The sequence below is a fragment of the Marinicella sediminis genome (assembly GCF_002000055.1).
In the GTDB taxonomy this organism is placed as follows: Bacteria; Pseudomonadota; Gammaproteobacteria; order Xanthomonadales; family Marinicellaceae; genus Marinicella; species Marinicella sediminis.
In genome coordinates, this window is record NZ_MVBD01000008.1 from 1 (window position 1) to 16,949 (window position 16,949).

At 44.3% G+C, this 16,949-nt stretch carries 13 protein-coding genes and 1 pseudogene; 11 read left to right on the top strand and 3 right to left on the bottom strand.

All coding sequences use genetic code 11. From position 1 onward, the window contains the following. The coding region (locus tag B0475_RS18050) for an FG-GAP repeat domain-containing protein (RefSeq protein ID WP_157892934.1) at window positions 1–189 on the bottom strand (189 nt) is incomplete at its 3' end. A gap of 145 nt (window positions 190–334) precedes the next feature. Here B0475_RS18050 and B0475_RS11650 point away from each other — a divergent pair. Then, window positions 335–841 (top strand): hypothetical protein, encoded by a 507-nt coding sequence (locus B0475_RS11650; protein ID WP_077412041.1) that lies wholly within the window; start codon window positions 335–337, stop codon window positions 839–841. A 115-nt stretch (window positions 842–956) separates the two neighbouring features. On the opposite strand, the gene B0475_RS11655 is transcribed toward B0475_RS11650, so the two are convergent. Then, window positions 957–1,892, bottom strand: a complete 936-nt coding sequence (locus tag B0475_RS11655) for a transposase (protein ID WP_077412042.1) — start codon at window positions 1,890–1,892, stop codon at window positions 957–959. 250 nt (window positions 1,893–2,142) lie between these two features. Between B0475_RS11655 and B0475_RS17675 the strand changes: the two genes are divergently transcribed. The 8 genes and pseudogenes from B0475_RS17675 (at window position 2,143) to B0475_RS11705 (ending at window position 13,074) form a co-directional block, all read left to right on the top strand. Beyond that, entirely contained in the window at window positions 2,143–2,394 is a 252-nt protein-coding gene (locus B0475_RS17675) for a hypothetical protein (RefSeq protein WP_157892892.1), read from the top strand. Window positions 2,395–2,913: 519 nt separating this feature from the next. Further along, window positions 2,914–3,156 (top strand): annotated as a pseudogene (locus tag B0475_RS11665) (transposase); the annotation flags it as partial. Between the two features lie 43 nt (window positions 3,157–3,199). Next, window positions 3,200–4,156 (top strand): ankyrin repeat domain-containing protein, encoded by a 957-nt coding sequence (locus B0475_RS11670; RefSeq protein WP_077412045.1) that lies wholly within the window; start codon window positions 3,200–3,202, stop codon window positions 4,154–4,156. 590 nt (window positions 4,157–4,746) lie between these two features. Next, complete coding sequence (locus tag B0475_RS11680) at window positions 4,747–6,021, top strand: tetratricopeptide repeat protein (RefSeq protein WP_077412047.1); 1,275 nt, start codon at window positions 4,747–4,749, stop codon at window positions 6,019–6,021. A 441-nt stretch (window positions 6,022–6,462) separates the two neighbouring features. After that, window positions 6,463–9,072, top strand: coding sequence for an FAD-binding protein (locus B0475_RS11690; RefSeq protein ID WP_077412207.1), 2,610 nt, complete (start codon window positions 6,463–6,465; stop codon window positions 9,070–9,072). Continuing rightward, complete coding sequence (locus tag B0475_RS11695) at window positions 9,073–10,164, top strand: hypothetical protein (protein ID WP_077412049.1); 1,092 nt, start codon at window positions 9,073–9,075, stop codon at window positions 10,162–10,164. A 115-nt stretch (window positions 10,165–10,279) separates the two neighbouring features. Then, window positions 10,280–12,700, top strand: a complete 2,421-nt coding sequence (locus tag B0475_RS11700) for a tetratricopeptide repeat protein (protein ID WP_077412050.1) — start codon at window positions 10,280–10,282, stop codon at window positions 12,698–12,700. Between the two features lie 44 nt (window positions 12,701–12,744). Continuing rightward, window positions 12,745–13,074 (top strand): hypothetical protein, encoded by a 330-nt coding sequence (locus B0475_RS11705; protein WP_077412051.1) that lies wholly within the window; start codon window positions 12,745–12,747, stop codon window positions 13,072–13,074. 80 nt (window positions 13,075–13,154) lie between these two features. On the opposite strand, the gene B0475_RS11710 is transcribed toward B0475_RS11705, so the two are convergent. Beyond that, a complete protein-coding gene (locus B0475_RS11710; RefSeq protein ID WP_077412052.1) occupies window positions 13,155–14,933 on the bottom strand; it encodes a CPBP family glutamic-type intramembrane protease in 1,779 nt (592 codons plus the stop codon). A gap of 70 nt (window positions 14,934–15,003) precedes the next feature. Between B0475_RS11710 and B0475_RS11715 the strand changes: the two genes are divergently transcribed. Beyond that, window positions 15,004–16,350 carry a hypothetical protein gene (locus tag B0475_RS11715; RefSeq protein WP_157892893.1) on the top strand — a complete coding sequence of 449 codons (1,347 nt, stop codon included), beginning with the start codon at window positions 15,004–15,006 and terminating at the stop codon, window positions 16,348–16,350. Continuing rightward, window positions 16,340–16,948: a hypothetical protein gene (locus tag B0475_RS11720; RefSeq protein ID WP_077412054.1), complete on the top strand. Its 609-nt coding sequence runs from the start codon at window positions 16,340–16,342 to the stop codon at window positions 16,946–16,948. Before B0475_RS11715 ends, B0475_RS11720 begins: the two co-directional genes overlap by 11 nt. Window position 16,949: the final 1 nt, after the last annotated feature.

Below are 16,949 nucleotides of genomic sequence, written 5' to 3' on the forward strand. Positions count from 1 at the left end.
ATCATGAAAATCACCGGCCAGGGTTTCGTTGTTGAAGCCGTTTTCATGGTAAATGTCCAGATGACCATCATTGTTAAAATCAGCCAGGCAGGCACCCCAGCCCCAGTAGCCCTGACGGATGCCAGCGGCATCAGTGACATCGATGAAGTTGCCACTACCGGCACATGAAATAGGACATGCATTTGGAATGGATCATGATATTGGGTGTTTGGGTTATATTATGGATGATGGACAGTGTGCTGGGCCAAATTATGATGCATTCCTAGCTCGAGAGGAACTCTCTTTTTCACCAGAAAGTCATATATATTTATCAAATAAAAGATAGGTGTCTTAAATGAAAATATTAACGCTTGTAGCAATAATATTAAGTTACACAGTTGAGAAGTCTTGGAAAATTAAACTTTATTTACCTATGGAAAAAGTTATTTATTCAGCTGAGCTTTATTATGAGGATTGTGAAAAATATCCACTTAAAATAACCGAGTTAATTCATTCAATAGAGTCATGCTGGAATGGACCATATTCTTCAAATACAGAAATATTTGATTTAGTAAGCCAAAAAAACTTCCAACTAAAATTATTAGGGGGGGAGTTAGTGGTTATTTCAGCGGGAGCTGACGGAAAATTTGGTACTAAGGACGACTTTTCAAGTTCAGACACAGCGCTAGAAAAAAAGAAAGCAATTGAATATTATGAAAAGGCTTCTGATACAAAAAGGTTAACTAATTATTTTGTGATATTAATTATATTTATCAAAATACATGGACAGGCAATAGTTAGAGAAGCCAGTTGGAGAAATTGTTCTGGTTTTTTATGCAAAACAATGAGTTTGATAGGTTAAAAAGGCGAATGTGAGGCCAGAATGCTCGGTTTCGATGAATTTGCTTGAGATTGCCTGATTTCAGATGAGTTGGACGGTGGCAGACAGAATCTGCAGGTTTTTTATGGATGTTAGGCTATTCCAGAGCAGGTTTTAGTCGGTGGCCCACAGCGAATTTTTTGCCGACCTTCTGGCAGAATTTTTTGAGCTGATCCACTGTGCCGACAGCTGAAAATCCGACTGACTTAAAGCCTTTGAGTTCTTCAAGCCAGGTATCTGGATCAAGGCCCAGCCGGTCGAGTATTGGAGGCCGGTTTTCTGAAATGTATCCGCGTTTGGTTTCCAGTATTGCGCGACCGGAATAATCCACCAGATCCAGGTAACCAGACAGTGAAAATGGCAGGTCATTTTCGTCATATCCAAAGCCGATAAGCCTGGTGTTTTTATCTTTGATTCTTTCCTGGATTGATGTGTAGTCAGATTGCTCAGGAGTCTTTGCCATGGCTGCTCTGATAGGGTTAAGGTCAACGTAAGCCATGCATGTCAATAAAGCGCGCTCATCCAGCAATGCCTGGCTTTTGAAGCGGGACTCCCAGAAGTGACCGGTACAGCCATCTTCGATGTTTGCCCGCCTGGCAATGTATTCATTCAAGCACTTCATGAACCAACTGATGGATTTTAATCGCTGACGGTAGACATCCGCTTTTTGAAACACGAAATCCAGTTGTGGTTTGCTCAAGGGTTCACCTCTCAAAAAGGGTTCGCAGGGTCCTGGTAAATCAAACAACCCAGCCCAGGTCATCAACACCCTTTTGTCTGACCAATCAGCATTGTTGTTAACCTTGAGGACGATGTGAAAATGGTTCGACATCACCGCATAGGCACAGATGTCGATGCTGAATAATCTCGCCAGGTATTTCATGCGTTCAACGACCCACTTTCTTCGGTGCTCGAACGACCTCCCAGAAGCATGATCATCACCACACAAAAAAGCCCTGCGGACGCATCGACTTACCACATGGTAGTAGGGTGTTTCCTCAACATAAATCTGGTATTTCCTTGCCAATCCCATGGTTTTCTCCGATTAAAACCATGATTTTCAGAAATTCAGCTGGAAATAGCTGTGGCAAATGTATGAAGTGTACGTATGATATTTCTGAGGAAGTGCCTGTCCACGCTTTTTTTCTTTTTCAAATATTTACCCAGATCAAGAGGAGTTGCATTATGAGGGGTTGCATGAAATTTTTGATGCCGACTCAAACTTTGAATACTCAAGTTTCAGGCCTGAAAGTCATTCGGCTAGTGATGATTGGAGTGAGTACTTGAGTACTTTATCAGAAAAGCAACTGAGGAATTTGTTAGAGTTGCCAAATCCTGCAAGTAACAGAAATAGATTTTCTAGAGAGTTATTAGTTTATTTCATCGAGCGTAGAGCTTTAAATTCATCAAGGAATGCAAGAAACTTTAATATGCAAAGAATTGAAGATGAAAGGCAATCAATGAGAGAACAAAGAAGAGCTTTAATTGAGGAAAATAAACATATAATTGGCATCGGTATAAAACCAAAGTTATGAATAAAAAACTATGAATTTAAAGAATATTAAAAATGGAACATATTTAATTAACCTTATCTTGTTAATAGTTTCTGGTTATGTTTATGCTAAAGGAAGTCATTTTGGAATAGGATTTTTGATATTACTGTATATTTATTTTCCAACAATTGTTTTAACTCTCATATTTTTATTATTGGACTTTTATATAATTGGTTTTAATAAAAAATCTAAATCACGAAGTAATTACTTCTTTGTAGTTATTGGTGTAATAGGTTTCATTGGTCAAATTGTAGTCAATCAAATTATCCAAAGTTGAATAAGTTAACCTTGAGTTAAACATTCTGACCTTTCCACGAAATTGATACCACAGCTTGGATGAGATAATTTCATTTTATGCTGTTTGATCTTCAAAAGACACTGGCGTGATATACCCCAGTGCACTGTCCGGTCTGACAGTGTTGTAATGGTGTAGTGGTACAGTGAAATTGGTCACCGACTTAGAGGTGATATATGATATGACTTCGGGACAGAAGGTGAACAATGAACAAGCCAACCAGGCGCACATTCAGTGCAGAACTTAAATTAGAAGCGGCCAGTTTGATCACTGAACAAAGATATTCAGTCAGGGAGGCCAGCCAGGCCATGAATGTGGGGCGTTCAACCCTGGCTAGATGGCTCCAACAGCTAAGAAGTGAGCAGCAAAGACTCACCCCTAAAGCCAAGCCCATCACTTCTGAACAACAAAAGATCCGTGAACTTGAGAAGAAAATCGAGCGGATACAGTTGAGGAAAATAAAAACAAACCTGGTGCAGAAGAGGTTTCAAAATGAAGACTGAATATAAATATGGTTTTGTCATATTAATCCTTGTTTCAATAGCAATTATTTATATAGAGCTGGTTAAGTCAAAAAATAATTTAGTTACTCCCAAATTATCTGACAGGACTAAGATAATTAATACCGGTTATCCAGATGATATCAGGGAGTATCTTCGACGACCTGGAGCGTTTGTAACAATAGACAATTACTATTCAATAATAGATAGTAACAGACCTGATATTATGGAGATATTGTTAGGTGAGTTTAATTTAGATCCAGATTTAAGTTTTAAATACGAGCTCTCGACACCTTTATTACACGCAGCAAGAACATTACGACCTGAAATTGTATCAATATTAATTAAGTACGGTGCCTCAGTAAACTATCAAGATCCTTATGGAGTAACGCCATTAATTGCAGCTTCATACACCGTTCATAAATTTAAAAAAAGATTAAGTTTAAAGGTGACTCAATTGTTGGTTGAAGCTGGGGCTGATATCAGTATAGTTTCGAAATATGGAAAAACAGCAATTGAGGGAGCCTTGTTCAGCGATGATTTGGTGAGAGTAAAATATTTGGTGGAAAATGGGGGTGATATCCACCATTTGAATCCATCAGGTGCAAATTATATGTTCTATTGCGATGAGCTTGAATGTTTTGAATTCTTTCTGAGTCAGGGCTTTGACATCAATTCAACAGACAGTGATGGGAGAAGCATTTTTCAGGCAGTGCATTATCTAGGCACCCCTCTGAATACGACGAAACAATTATTGGACTGGGGTGCTGATATATGTCATTTGGACGATTCTGGTGATTCTGTATTAATTTATGTGGAGCGTCAAAGAGCTGGAGTACATGATCAAACTGAACGACCTGAATATTATAAAAGGCTAGTTGATCAAAATCGAAAATCAGAAACCTACCAATACCTAGCTGAAGCCTATCATTCGAAATGTACCGAATAAGCTACACCAAATCAGAGATCAAAATATTCACACATTATCAATACAATTAAAGTTTACTGGAGTGGTTGCTAACAAGGAAAATTATTCGTACTTTTGGGTAAGGACAAATGAAAGTAAGTAGCTATCAAAAAACGAGAAATGCATTATTGGGAATATCAATCATTGTATTTTTGATGGTGCCTATTTTCTTAAAAAATTCTGCACATTTTGATTATGGTTTTGGAATATTAATGATTGTGGTTTTTCCATTATATTTTATATTTCCGATTATTTTGATTTGTGAATTGGCTTGTCAATTGTTTACGAGCTACCTGCCAAAATTTAATTTATATTTAATTTTTGCATACTCAGTATCTTGGATTTGGGTTTTTAAAACGATGAGGGAGTACCTGGCAGGTTAATTCATGCGTTGATTACTTTATGGACCTTTATGAAGTAATTCGAGTTAATTCAAACAAACATTGGTCCAAACCAAAATAAGGGAGAAAAAATGGAATCAATACATTTCAAATGGACACTGTTTTTAATTACAGCTCTTCTGTCCTCTACAGCACAAGCCTTTGACATTCTTGAATACTTTCCGGATTTTCATGAAAAAGCGGCGGTTTATCAATCGATTTCTGCCAAAGGTATGGAAGAACTATGGGGATACTGGGCGAATTGATGAATTGAATGAGCTACTGAAAAATGCAGTGGATGAACAGGACAAGACCGCTACGGACTACTTTGTGCTGGGCAATATGTTTTTCGGTGGGTATCCAGAGCTGTCCGTACATTTCATGAAAAAAGCTGAGCAGTTGTTGCCAGACAATCCTGCGATTCACTTTGAAAGAGCCATTCAAGAACACGCCAGAGACAATTGTGTTGATGCGGTTAAATACTATGATCGCTTTTTTGAGTCTGATTTTGGTGCCACCCATGCCACGGCCAGAGCCAGGGGCGCTGAGTGTTATCTGAAAACCGGCAGATACAGCGATGCGATTGATTCCTGGATTGCTGCAGATCATGGTGATAATCATATCTCGATAGAGAAAGCCATTTTTTCAATGTATGAAGGCGAGCCTTATTTTTCCCTTCGGTTAAAGCTGCTGAATAAAATCATCAAAGGCAATGAAACTGACTTGTTTCCTGAACTGATCAGCATGGATTTAAATTGGCGGCGTGATTGGTGGAACATCGATGTCAATGAAAAACACCTGGTCTCTGACATGACCTTGGCCAGCAAGATGCTGAGTGATGATGAATATCAAAAGCTGGTTGTGATGACCCATCTGGAAAAGTTAGATAAGTCCAAAGAAGACATGTTGCAGCTCTTGGATGAGAGCAATCTTTGGAACGAATCATCTTCACTGCCAAAATCTGATGTATTGATGTATCACTTGATTTTTTACCTCTCAAAACAAGGGATCGTTAAGACAGATGAATTATTGAGCCGGTTTGAAAGTGAACTGCGAGAGCGGGTGTTCAATGAGAACGAACACAGCAAGAACCTCGACATCCTGGCATTTATCTACTCTGAAACTGATGAAGACAAACTCAGGGAAATTGACCGGCTCGGCTGGAAAAAATACCATCTACCCAACTATGCACTCAGCTTGTTATTGGCAGAAAAAGACGAAGCAAAGTTTGAAGCCTTGCTGAATGAAATGGCTCAGGACTTTCCATATGAACCGCAAATAGCCTTACTCAGGCTGTCACGAAACAAAGACAAAAACAAAGAAACCGAGTTAATGGCCAATATGGTTATTGGTGAATACAAGAATGTTCAAAATCGGTTCAATTCATACCAACTGAAAGACTACATGTACAGTTTGGCCAAGCAAATTAAGCATCGGGTTTATACGGATAATTTAAATCGCGATTAATGTACTGGTATTACAAAGTGGTTTTGATTGAAACAGACAAAGTCCTTAAGAGAGGACCCTTTATAAGGTTAATTGTTGTCATCTTACTAACCCGCTTCTCCGGCTTATCATTTGCATCAGGTGGGGGAAATGGTTATCTGCAATTAGGATTTCTTTTTTTTCTTACTGTACTGATAGGTTTGCTTGTCGTTGCCTTGTTAATCGCGACAATTTGGGAAAGGGCCAAAAACAAAAAGTTGCATAAGCCTAATGGAAAGTGAGTAAATGGTTTCTTGCTGTGGGAATGGGTGATGTTAATGTCATTTACTAGCTGCCTCTGTGCATAGAACAAGACTGGGCAGTATACAAATACAGCACCAAAGACGAATGATGTGATCAGTGCGTTGCCCAACCGTTGTTTTGCGTTTGGCTTGGGTTAGAATGGATTCACGGAGGGATGTTATGGATTTTGAAAAAAGTTTACCTGTCAGTTATTTATTGTTCACCCGCAAGGGGCGGATTGATCGGCTGACCTTCTGGAACCTGCAGCTTTTTATCTGGCTGTCTTTTTATGTCTTGTTCAATGCCTTTGATGCCTGGTTTGGTTTTGCCTTTACCTGGACTTTGTACCCGTTGTTGTTCTGGGCTTTGTTCTGTAGCGGGGCCAAGCGATTTCATGACCTGAATGTATCCGGCCGCTGGTTGTTGTTGGTGGTGATCCCTGTGTTGGGGCCATTGTTGTTGTTGCTGGTGTTGGGGTTGAAAAAAGGCCGGGCGGTACGTAATCGTTATGGCTTGCAGCCGGGCACGGTGGATGAATACCTGACGGTGGATGCGGTCAGTGAGATCGAACACCTGAAATCAGGAGAGCGCATAGTCAATGATGTCACAGGCCTGAATCCTGTCCTGGTCTCACAGGTGGTGGTACCAAATTCTGTGGCACAAATCCGCGGGCTGTTAACCTCGACTGAACAGCCTATATCTGTGGGAGGCGGGCATTTCAGCATGGGTGGTCAGACCGCCAGTGCCGGGACCATTCACTTGGACATGCGGGCGATGAACCGGATTCTGGATTTTTCAGCGGATGACAAAACCATTCGCGTCGAACCCGGTGTGCGCTGGTGTGACATTCAACGACATGTGGATGCCTATGATCTGAGTGTGATGATCATGCAGACCTATGCCAATTTCACCGTTGGTGGATCACTGAGTGTCAATGTGCATGGCCGTTATGTGGGTCTGGGGCCTTTGATTTTGTCGGTCAAATCGGTGGATGTGATGCTGGCCGATGGTTCGGTGGTGCACGCTTCACCGGATGAAAACAGTGAGGTGTTTTTCGGAGTCATTGGTGGTTACAATGCACTCGGGATCATCATCGGGGCTGAGTTAAAGCTGGCCGACAATGTGCGTGTGGAACGCACTTCAAAACGATTGGCGACCGATGATTATCATGCCATGTTTAAGTCCGAAGTCAGGCATGATCAAACTGCGGTGTTTCACAATGGCGACATGTATCCACCTGAATTTAAACAGATCAATGCGGTGACATGGTCTGAGACGCGGCGAAAACCCACTGTGAGTTCCCGGTTGATGCCGCTGCAGGGGGCGTATCCTTTGGAGCGGTCTTTCTTCTGGCTGTTCACCGAAACCTACAGCGGTCATCGTGTCCGACGGTACCTGCTCGATCCTTTGCTGTATGCACGCAAAAAGGTGCACTGGCGCAATTACGAGGCCGGCTATGATGTGTTTGAGCTGGAGCCTGAAAGCCGCAGGCACCGCACGTATGTGTTGCAGGAGTACTTTGTGCCGGTGGACAGGTTTGATGAATTCAACCCATTAATGAGCGAGGTTTTTCATCGACACCGGGTCAATGTGGTGAACATTTCAATCCGTCATGCCCTGCCTGATTCTGGCAGTCTGTTGGCCTGGGCACCTGGAGAGGTGTATGCTTTTGTGGTGTATTACAAACAGCGCACCCGTGAGAATGCCAAGGCCCGGGTGGCGGTGTGGACCCGTGAGCTGATCGATGCGGCGATTGCATGTGGAGGCAGTTACTATTTGCCCTACCAGCCACATGCCACTGATGAGCAGTTTCATCGGGCTTATCCCCGCGCTCAGGAGTTATTCCACCTGAAAGACAGGCTGGATCCTGATTACCGCTTCCGAAATGTGTTGTGGGATCAATATTATCAACCCAATAACCAACCAACAGGTGAAGCCATGGGACCATCTGAATTCAGGGCGGTGTTCAATGACACAGAACAAAAGGATGCTTTTTATCGATTCCTGCAGGTGGTGTTCCGGCTTTATCCGGAAGACCGTTTTCACCACCTGATCGACCAACACGTCAATCAGCATGAGACCGATGAAGACATCTATAACGCACTTCGCCAGCAACTGCCATCGATCAAGCCATTTCTGGCTGATCTGACTTATGGTTTACCGGCGCTGAAAAAACAAAAGCAAGTCATGGCAGACCAAACCCTGCATCTGCTGGATAAGCGCACCGCCATTAATGGTTATCTGGAGATCGGCTCCACCGGTCGATATGTCAGTGCCTTGAGGAAATCAGTGACGGTTCATGAGCCGATTTATCTGATGAGCGATCAGGTGCCGGACCATTCCCCAGGTGAGGTTTTTGAGCGTGGTGGCATCAGGAAGTTTGGAACACATATACCGCTGGATTATCAGCCAATTGATCCTGCGGTGATTCAACCTCAGTCATTGGATGTGATCAGTTGTTACATTGGCTTGCATCATTGTCCGCTTGAGCAGCTTGATGAGTTTGTCCAATCGATTCATCGTTCGCTCAGGCCTGGTGGGCTGTTCATCCTTAGAGACCACGATGCTGGTAGTGAACAGATGAAGACTTTTGTCTCCCTGGTACACACCGTGTTTAATCTTGGGACTGGTGAGGACTGGGCGTTCAATGCCGCAGAATACCGGAATTTTCAAGGTGTGGATTATTGGGTGAGGCTGCTTGAGGCGCATGGTTTCAGGGACCACAAGCATCGATTTTTACAGCACAAAGACCCTTCTGACAATGTGTTGATGGCTTTTATCAGGGAGTGAATGATGAACCGATTGAGATTGTTGACTGTAGTGGCTTTGATTCTGGCAGTTGTGACTTACCAGTTAAAAAAAGATGAGTCTCTGACCGTGGCCAATGGTGCCGGATTGGTGATCAACCCGGACTGGCTTCAGAATCTGGAGCAGCCGTTGACACCTGAGGAGGATCGCCGTCCGCCTGATCAGACGTTTCTGACCTTTCCTGAATGGTTTCTGGTCCACAGCCCGGCCGAACAGGCTGAAGACTTCAAGAGACGCACCGCAACCCAATTTCCGTTTACTGACCACGTCAGTCAAATCTGGGGCAGTTACGCGGTGATCAATGAGCAGATCAAAGAGTATTTTCCCCACAATGCCGAATATCACATGATGATCAAAGTCATCGGTGTCAGTTCGACCATTGAGTACTGGCTCAGGCAGGCTTATGAGCTGGTGATCGGTCGCATCACTGATACCGTCAAGCCAGTGACCGCCGAGGACCAGTTCAATCAGCAATACATGCAAGACTATGTGCATTTCATTCATGAATCACCTTGGTACTTGTTCGACTTCACAGCTCAACTGGGTAAGTTGTGGTCAGACACTCCGTGGTGGGGTGGTCATATGTTCAGAAAACTGGAGCGGCGTTATGTGCTGACTTCTGAGCTGATGGTCAAAGCGGCTTATGGCTATCTGATTGGACTGGGTACCCGGGAGTTATACGGTGTGGCAGCCCCAACCACCGCAGTGGTGGTGACGGGTCTGAGCCTGGATCAATTGTCTGCATTCCAGGTCAACGCGAGTTTTTCAACAGATAAACACCTGGTATACCTGCCACGGTACCGCCCATTTCGACAGGCGGCAATGTCGCTGGCCAAGCAGGGTGGGGTGTTTGCTGAAATAGCTGGAAATGATTCAGCAATCCTGCTCAGTGTGCTGACCGACCGCGGTTGGCAGATGCAGGATCCACTGGTACAACGGGTGTTCACCCAGCCCATCCCCGCCGATGATCAACGACAACGGGTGGCCCTGGTGACACCGGTGCCACATTTGCATCAGCTTTTACTGGCATTAAATGAGCAGGACATTGTGCTGGAGCATGTGTATGATTTTTAGTTATTCACGAACCGAATAAGAAATCATTAATAACCTTATCAGTAATTTTAGGAGTTGGAAAAGCTACACTTATGGCATAATCAGATTCTCAGGATTCAAGTAACAGGGAGTCGATATGTTTCGTTCATTTATCAAGCTGATTTTATTCAGTACAGTCTTTTATTTCCCGCCGGTCTTAGCCCGGTCCATTCATAAATGTGTTCAGCCTGGTGGGGCGATCAGTTACCAGGAGTCGCCTTGTGTGGAAGCGGGTGATTCAATGCTTGAACAAAAAGGTGTGGAGGATCAGGCGAGTTTTCAGGATTCGCTTAAGGTGCTGGAAGCGCGGATGGGGGATGTTCTGGTCAGCATTCCTGCATTTGAATGGTGGCGCGTGTTTCGCAAGGAACACAGTGACGATTTTTTGCACATCAAGCTACGGGATGACGAAGGAGATACCCCCATTTCGCTGCTGATTGATGTGATGCGGCCTCAATCACCCGATGCATTGAATGAAGCCATGATCCGGGATCTGGTCAAAGAGCGGCACAGTTATTATGGACCCACTTCAGCCGAACAACATTTCAATCCACAAAAGATTAAGCTGGATGATGGTTTCGGGATGTACCAACGTTATACCGATAAGAATTTACTGGGCGTGAAAAACTATCCTCCGGGTGAGTACTTATACACCACTGCCGGATTTTTGGTGCGTGATGGTCTGTTGATCAAATTTACTTTACTGAGTAATAACTACATGGCACAGAACCATGGTTATGCATTTGTGTTTCTGACCCGGGGCATGACCATAGAGCGGGGTGTTCCCGCAGAGGACACACAGGATCTGACAGCTTACGAATCAGGATTGGCTGCGTTTGTAGAGGGTAAATTACTGGACTCGGTGATGCTCTTTGAGCAGGCCACCACTGAGCAACCCGAAGATTCCGATGTTTGGATGGCTTACTGTCTGGCGTTGGGTGAGGTTAAAAGACTACAATCGGCCATGATTGCCTGTGACCGGGCCTATGCACTTAACCCCAAAGAGCCAGCTTATGAAAAACATAACCTGAGCTTAATGATCAGTGCCAGGTTGTTTGATCAGGCCATTGCACAAGCTGAAAAGCTGATGCGTATACAGCCGGAAGAAGACATCTCAGAGTTGTTGATGGAACTGACTCAAAGGGCCTCTTTGTCGGGACAGCTGTCTGTATCAGGTAAGGCCTTGGCGCTGTGGGCTAAAACCGGGCAGAAGTCCACAGCTTATTATCTGGAATTGGCTCACTATTTATACCTGTCTGGTAAGCAGGAACAGGCGTTGGAAGTGCTCAGTGAGATCAGTGAACCGGACCCTGAATTGAATGAAGTGGTGAAAAATTTCACTTATCAAATCAGTGAAGATCAATCGGTTTATCCCAGCCATGCAGCAGAATACAGCTACATTGAATTACCGAAGCGGTTTCAGCAGTTCGGCCAGGGTATATTGAAAGATGCCAGTTCTGATCAGTGGGTGACCCACCGGATTCCATTGATGGGTGTGGGTGAGCTGGTGGTGGAGTTGCCTGAGCAATGGGTGGCTTCGGTGCAGCGCCAGCGACAGGGAGAACAATCCAATCAGATGACAGTCGTGGTGCGTGGCCTGGAAGACATCACTGAACTCTTGACCATCGATGTGGGTAAAGTGGATCAGGACTGGAGTGACGGACAATTGCAACAAAGACTGATACAGTTGATCAGGGTTCAGAGTGATGAACCGCGCATTGTCTTACAGCCTTTGGCTGGTAAAGCGCGTGGGTTTACCTATGTGCACCAATACCAGAGAGGTTCAATTCCGGTGAGAAACCGCTACCTCAGTTCAGTGGATGGAGTGATTGCTTTGGACCTGCACAGTATTGATGTCAACGTCGATGCGGAATCCAAAGTTGTGCTGGACCGGATTTTCGACAGTGTCAGCATTGTAGAGAAAGATCAGACACCGCTGAAGCCATTGGCTGAGGTCAGTTCATCTGCTGGCTCAGAAACTCAGGTCACTCAAAGGGTGCCAGCCAATGACATGGATTTACCGGCACCTCATGAGGGTTTCAGCTGGCAGCGCATGCCAGAGATTATGGCTGCGGTGCAAAAACCTGATGGCTGGCATGTGCACAAAGGCGAGACCGATGATGGGGTGACCTATGCCATCTCCAAAGAAAAAGTCAGTGACGGTGGAATATTTGAAACCGGGTTCACTTTAATTGGAATCAGCAATTTATCCAGCAAATCAGGCATCAAACCTTCATTGTTTGTGCAGCGTATGGTGGAGGAATTATCAGCTCACGAACATCATCAGCTCATCCGCAAGACCGCATTGAAACAGGGCTTGTTCAGAGGTGCTTTGATTCGTTATGAAAACAATGAGCCTGGTGAAATACCTATCATTGTTCATCAGGTGTTGGCAGCCAATGACACCACCGGGTCTTTGTATATGGCGATCTTTGAAGCGCCGAAGGCAGAATGGACGGAAGCCTGGAAGCTGGGTGAGGTGATGCTGAAGAAGTATATTCTGGATGATGAGTTTTGAAGTCTGTCAGAGGGCGTTTAAGATGTTAAGAATGATGGAGAGAAATGTCTAAGTTTTTAATTGTGACGGGACTCTGTGTGATTAGCGGATCTGCTTTCGCTGAGTTTTCTCTGAATCCGTTTAAAGGTGGGTTCATCAAAGGGTATACCGAAACCTGTATCAAGGACTCTGAACACAACCTCAATAAAGCCAAGGAATTATGCGGTTGTATGGCGCAAGGTAATTATGATGAGTTTTCCTGGCTTGAATGGATGGCGTTTTATGAGAAGTTAGAACAGGGTGAAGAACCTGATGAATCATTCATGAACAGATTGGAAAAGGTTCGCAAGGCTTGCGAGGATAAATTTCTGCGACCCAATCTAAGTGAAGACTGATGTAACACCACTGTGATCATTGGAGTAAGGCATCGCTCTGAATGAGTTCTGACCGATGCCTTGTAACTTCTGGGGGTTGTTTAGCTGACCAGTACTGATACCGCCAAGGCGTTGTTGATCATATGAAACATGATGGCACCGTATAGGTGTTTTTGGGTTTTGACGAAATAGCCAGTGATCAGTCCGAAGATGAAGTGGTGGATGTAGTTGCTCTCATGAATTGCTGAAAAGGCAGCCGCCTGGAGGATGTTGGCCCAGGCAAAGCTGATGTGTTTGGTGAAGCTGTTGAGCAAAACGCCACGGAACAGGTACTCTTCTATCAACGGGGTGATGAACGCGATTGATAACAGAGTGATCCATACGCCGTATTGTTCAAACAAGTCATGAATGGTCAGTCGCACGATGTCAAATGTGGATGAAACCGTGGACAGTTTGATACCAATCATGAAGGCAGCGAAGATGAATTTGAAGGTGACAAACACGGCCACCGTGATGACCAGTGCTTTGAGGAATCCGGTGAAATTGACTTTGAACAATGAAGCCCCATGTCGGAATATTAGCAGGGACACGAGTATCATAAAGGCCGCATCAATAAAATAAATGGTTGAGTTCAGGCCTGGTTCGCTGGAGAAGGGCACAGATTCATCACCAAAGAATATGCTGTAAAAAGCGTCATGCTGAAACATAATGAACAGCACCGTGCTTCCCAGAAAGAACATGAAGGATAAGTACAGGGCATGTTTTAGGTTCCATCCCGTCAGTGAACCTGTGGGTGGCTGGCCATGGACCCTGCGGTATAAACCCCGGTAGTGCACCGGTCCAATCAGTGCAAAGGGTATCAAAAAACAGATCACCACCAGTGCCAGCCAGATCAGTAAGCCGTAGATGTCTTGTATGCCCCAGTTCCAGTTGCCTGAAGCTTGATACAGCTTATATTTATGGTACAGAAACGGGTCTTGCCAGATGTCGTCATTGGTCAGGAACTGGTAAGTGGTGTCGGCGGATTTGTGATGACCGGATTCGATAAAATACTCCAACAGTTCTTTCAGTTGTTCATTACCGGTCCAGGCGTCTTTGATTTCCTTGAGCAGACTGGTTTTGGGTGAATAATCAGCATCCAGTTCGGCCTTCAGCTTGATGATGTCTATGCGATTACCATAAACCAGCTCAATTTGGTTGAGTAAATCCTGGGCCTGATCTGTGTGTCCCAGATTGATATGAAACCTGGCCAGATTTAATCGGTCATCATCGTCCTTGGGCTGATAATGGCGCAGCAGCTCCAGCGCCATATCCGGGTTCCCTGTTTCTGATTCATGGATGGCAGCGCCCAATATAAATTGTGGATCCCGGGTTTCGTAATAGGCTTGATGATGCATGGTTGAGTCAGTTTCTCCTGACCAGCGCAGGGTGTTGGCCCGCCATTGATAGAGCCTGGTGATTTGTCCGGGTGTCCAGTTTTCCAAACCAGAGTCGAGGATTTGCTGATATTTTTCCGTGGCGTCTTCTCCCCACAGATTTCTGGAATCATACAGCAGGCGCTCAGGATGATCTTCCGGATGATCTTCGATGGCCTGTTTACAAAGCTCCATGCTTGCATCAATGGAGTCAAAATAGAGGACTTCTGATTCTGCGTAGGTAAACGAGTCAATGAAGTAACATTTTTCAGCTTTGGCCAACACATCATCAGGATTGTTGCTGATGTGATCATCGTATTGTTGCAAGACATCCAAGAAGGTCGATTCATAGTCTTGGGTGACTTGTTCGATAAATTTTTCATGGCTTTGGTGACCAAATTGGTTACCATATACTGCACAGGTGGTACACAGCAGCATAAAGGCCAACAGTGGATAAGACTTCATAAATAATTCCTTTTAATGTCAATTGTCAGAAAACCACCATTTTGCCATCAAAAATAAAAAAAGAAACGGAATGAGACCAATTTATAAAAAAGGACTGATTTTTATCGCCGTGATCACACCGGTGATGATGCTGGTGTTGTGGTTGGATGATTCATTGACACCCCTGTCTGAGCGGGTGCTGAATTACCAGGTGCCGATGCACAAAGAGGATAATGGCGAGGTCTATTTATGGTGTTTCAAGTGCCAGACTGATGATGTGTATCAGGCGGCCTTGACAGTCTTGGAAGACATGAATTCGGCCATCAGCGCAGATGTGTTCAATGAGGAAGGCATCATGGATGACTTTGAGCGATATGAGTTTCGTAACACAGATCTGTTGTGCGCCAAGTTTGAGCCAGATTGTGATGTGTTTGAGGAGGTCGGGGGTGACCACATTGATCAATACCTGAATGATCATCAGTGGGCGATGGATCGTTACCAAAAATATTTGGGTTTTTCTCATTACAGTTTTCAGCTTGAGTTATCCGAAGAATCGCCACTACCCGCTTACAAATCTTTGATTTATGCTCAAAGGTTGTACCACATGGCATTGTTAAAGCGATATGCTGATGATCAACCGGATGTGTTGTTGAACAAACTGGAAGAAGAGCTTTCCAAAACCAAAGTGGTTCTTAGCCGGGCTGATATTCTGATTCATAAAATGATTGTGGTGGTATTGATCAGTGAAAACCTGGAGTTGGCGAATCAACTGTTTCAACTGGGTTATTTTCAAAGCACTGATTTTTCTGGCTATGAAGCTGAATTAAGCCTGGATAAGCAACACCATGATTTAACGGAAGCCTTTATCAGGGACTATGATTATTGGGTCTGGTTGGTCAGTCAATGGTTTAATGCCGATGATTTGTTCAAAGAAAAAAAGACTTCGTTCTTTAATAAGTTTCTTGGCAAAGTGATCTTTAAATACCTGTACAAGCCAAACATGACCACAAACTATGTCGTTGAAGACATTGAATTCCCGGCAAAGCTGACGGTTCTCGATCCGGATGATTTCTGGCGGGAAGTAAAAAATGTACCTGAGAAGAAGCGAACAAACAAGTTCAGAAATTTTCTGGTTTGGCGCGCCTTTAAGAAACCCAATAAAATCCAGCATCACCAATACACAGCACGAATACACAGTCTGCACAATAAAATGCGGTTGTTGAAGAACCTCTTTGCCTCGGGTTCAGTTGAGGCCATGGTTTTGAGTCTTGAATCAGGTCAGGTGCCGCACACAAATGTCTTTGATGGCAGCTTGCCTTATGTGGGAGATGGCACCCAATGTTTCACCTCGATTTCGTTGGTGGCTGCTGACGAAGAACTCATTTGTCTGAGTATCCTGACGGGTGGTTCAATCACCGGAGGATCAGATGTTGAATGACAACATGTCAGCGCAGCAATGGGTGGCTAAGGTGAATCAGTTAATAGATTCTCAAGACTGGACCGGCCTTGAGTCAATGAATCAACAGGTCTGCCAAAGATTGGTCGATCGTAAGGATATGAACAGTCTGGTGGATTTTTATGAGCAGGCCTTTGAGCTTGTTGCTGGCGCTGTAAAAGTGGATCACTTGAGCACTGATGACCTCAAAGTTCTGGGTTCAGATCTTCAGTTTGTTTTAACCAATGCGTTGAGTCAAAGTGCGGTTGATCCGGACATCAAAGCCATTTATCTGGAATATCATTACGATGGTGGTGACTCGACGGAGCTGAATCTGTTCCTCAGTGAAAAGCACCCTGATGAAGATACTGAATGCTGGGGGTCATATTTCGGGGACAACGGCTTTATTGAGGGGCCCAATGTCCATCATTTATTCCATTTTGACCCTGATGGTGAGTTATCCGATTTGGAGGTAACCATCGCCACGGAGTGCGTCAGGGCTCACCTCATTACTGTTTTGATGTCAGTCATTGATGGGCTGAAACCAGATGTCCCGGTTGGTTTTGCAGCGCATGATGGATTTGTGGTGATGTTGAACTAAG

Coding starts and splice junctions, on each gene's coding strand:
- B0475_RS11650 (WP_077412041.1), top strand. CDS start 335: ATGAAAATATTAACGCTTGTAGCAATAATATTAAGTTACACAGTTGAG.
- B0475_RS11655 (WP_077412042.1), bottom strand. CDS start 1,892: ATGGGATTGGCAAGGAAATACCAGATTTATGTTGAGGAAACACCCTAC.
- B0475_RS11670 (WP_077412045.1), top strand. CDS start 3,200: ATGAAGACTGAATATAAATATGGTTTTGTCATATTAATCCTTGTTTCA.
- B0475_RS11680 (WP_077412047.1), top strand. CDS start 4,747: ATGAAAAAGCGGCGGTTTATCAATCGATTTCTGCCAAAGGTATGGAAG.
- B0475_RS11690 (WP_077412207.1), top strand. CDS start 6,463: ATGGATTTTGAAAAAAGTTTACCTGTCAGTTATTTATTGTTCACCCGC.
- B0475_RS11695 (WP_077412049.1), top strand. CDS start 9,073: ATGATGAACCGATTGAGATTGTTGACTGTAGTGGCTTTGATTCTGGCA.
- B0475_RS11700 (WP_077412050.1), top strand. CDS start 10,280: ATGTTTCGTTCATTTATCAAGCTGATTTTATTCAGTACAGTCTTTTAT.
- B0475_RS11705 (WP_077412051.1), top strand. CDS start 12,745: ATGTCTAAGTTTTTAATTGTGACGGGACTCTGTGTGATTAGCGGATCT.
- B0475_RS11710 (WP_077412052.1), bottom strand. CDS start 14,933: ATGAAGTCTTATCCACTGTTGGCCTTTATGCTGCTGTGTACCACCTGT.
- B0475_RS11715 (WP_157892893.1), top strand. CDS start 15,004: ATGAGACCAATTTATAAAAAAGGACTGATTTTTATCGCCGTGATCACA.
- B0475_RS11720 (WP_077412054.1), top strand. CDS start 16,340: ATGTTGAATGACAACATGTCAGCGCAGCAATGGGTGGCTAAGGTGAAT.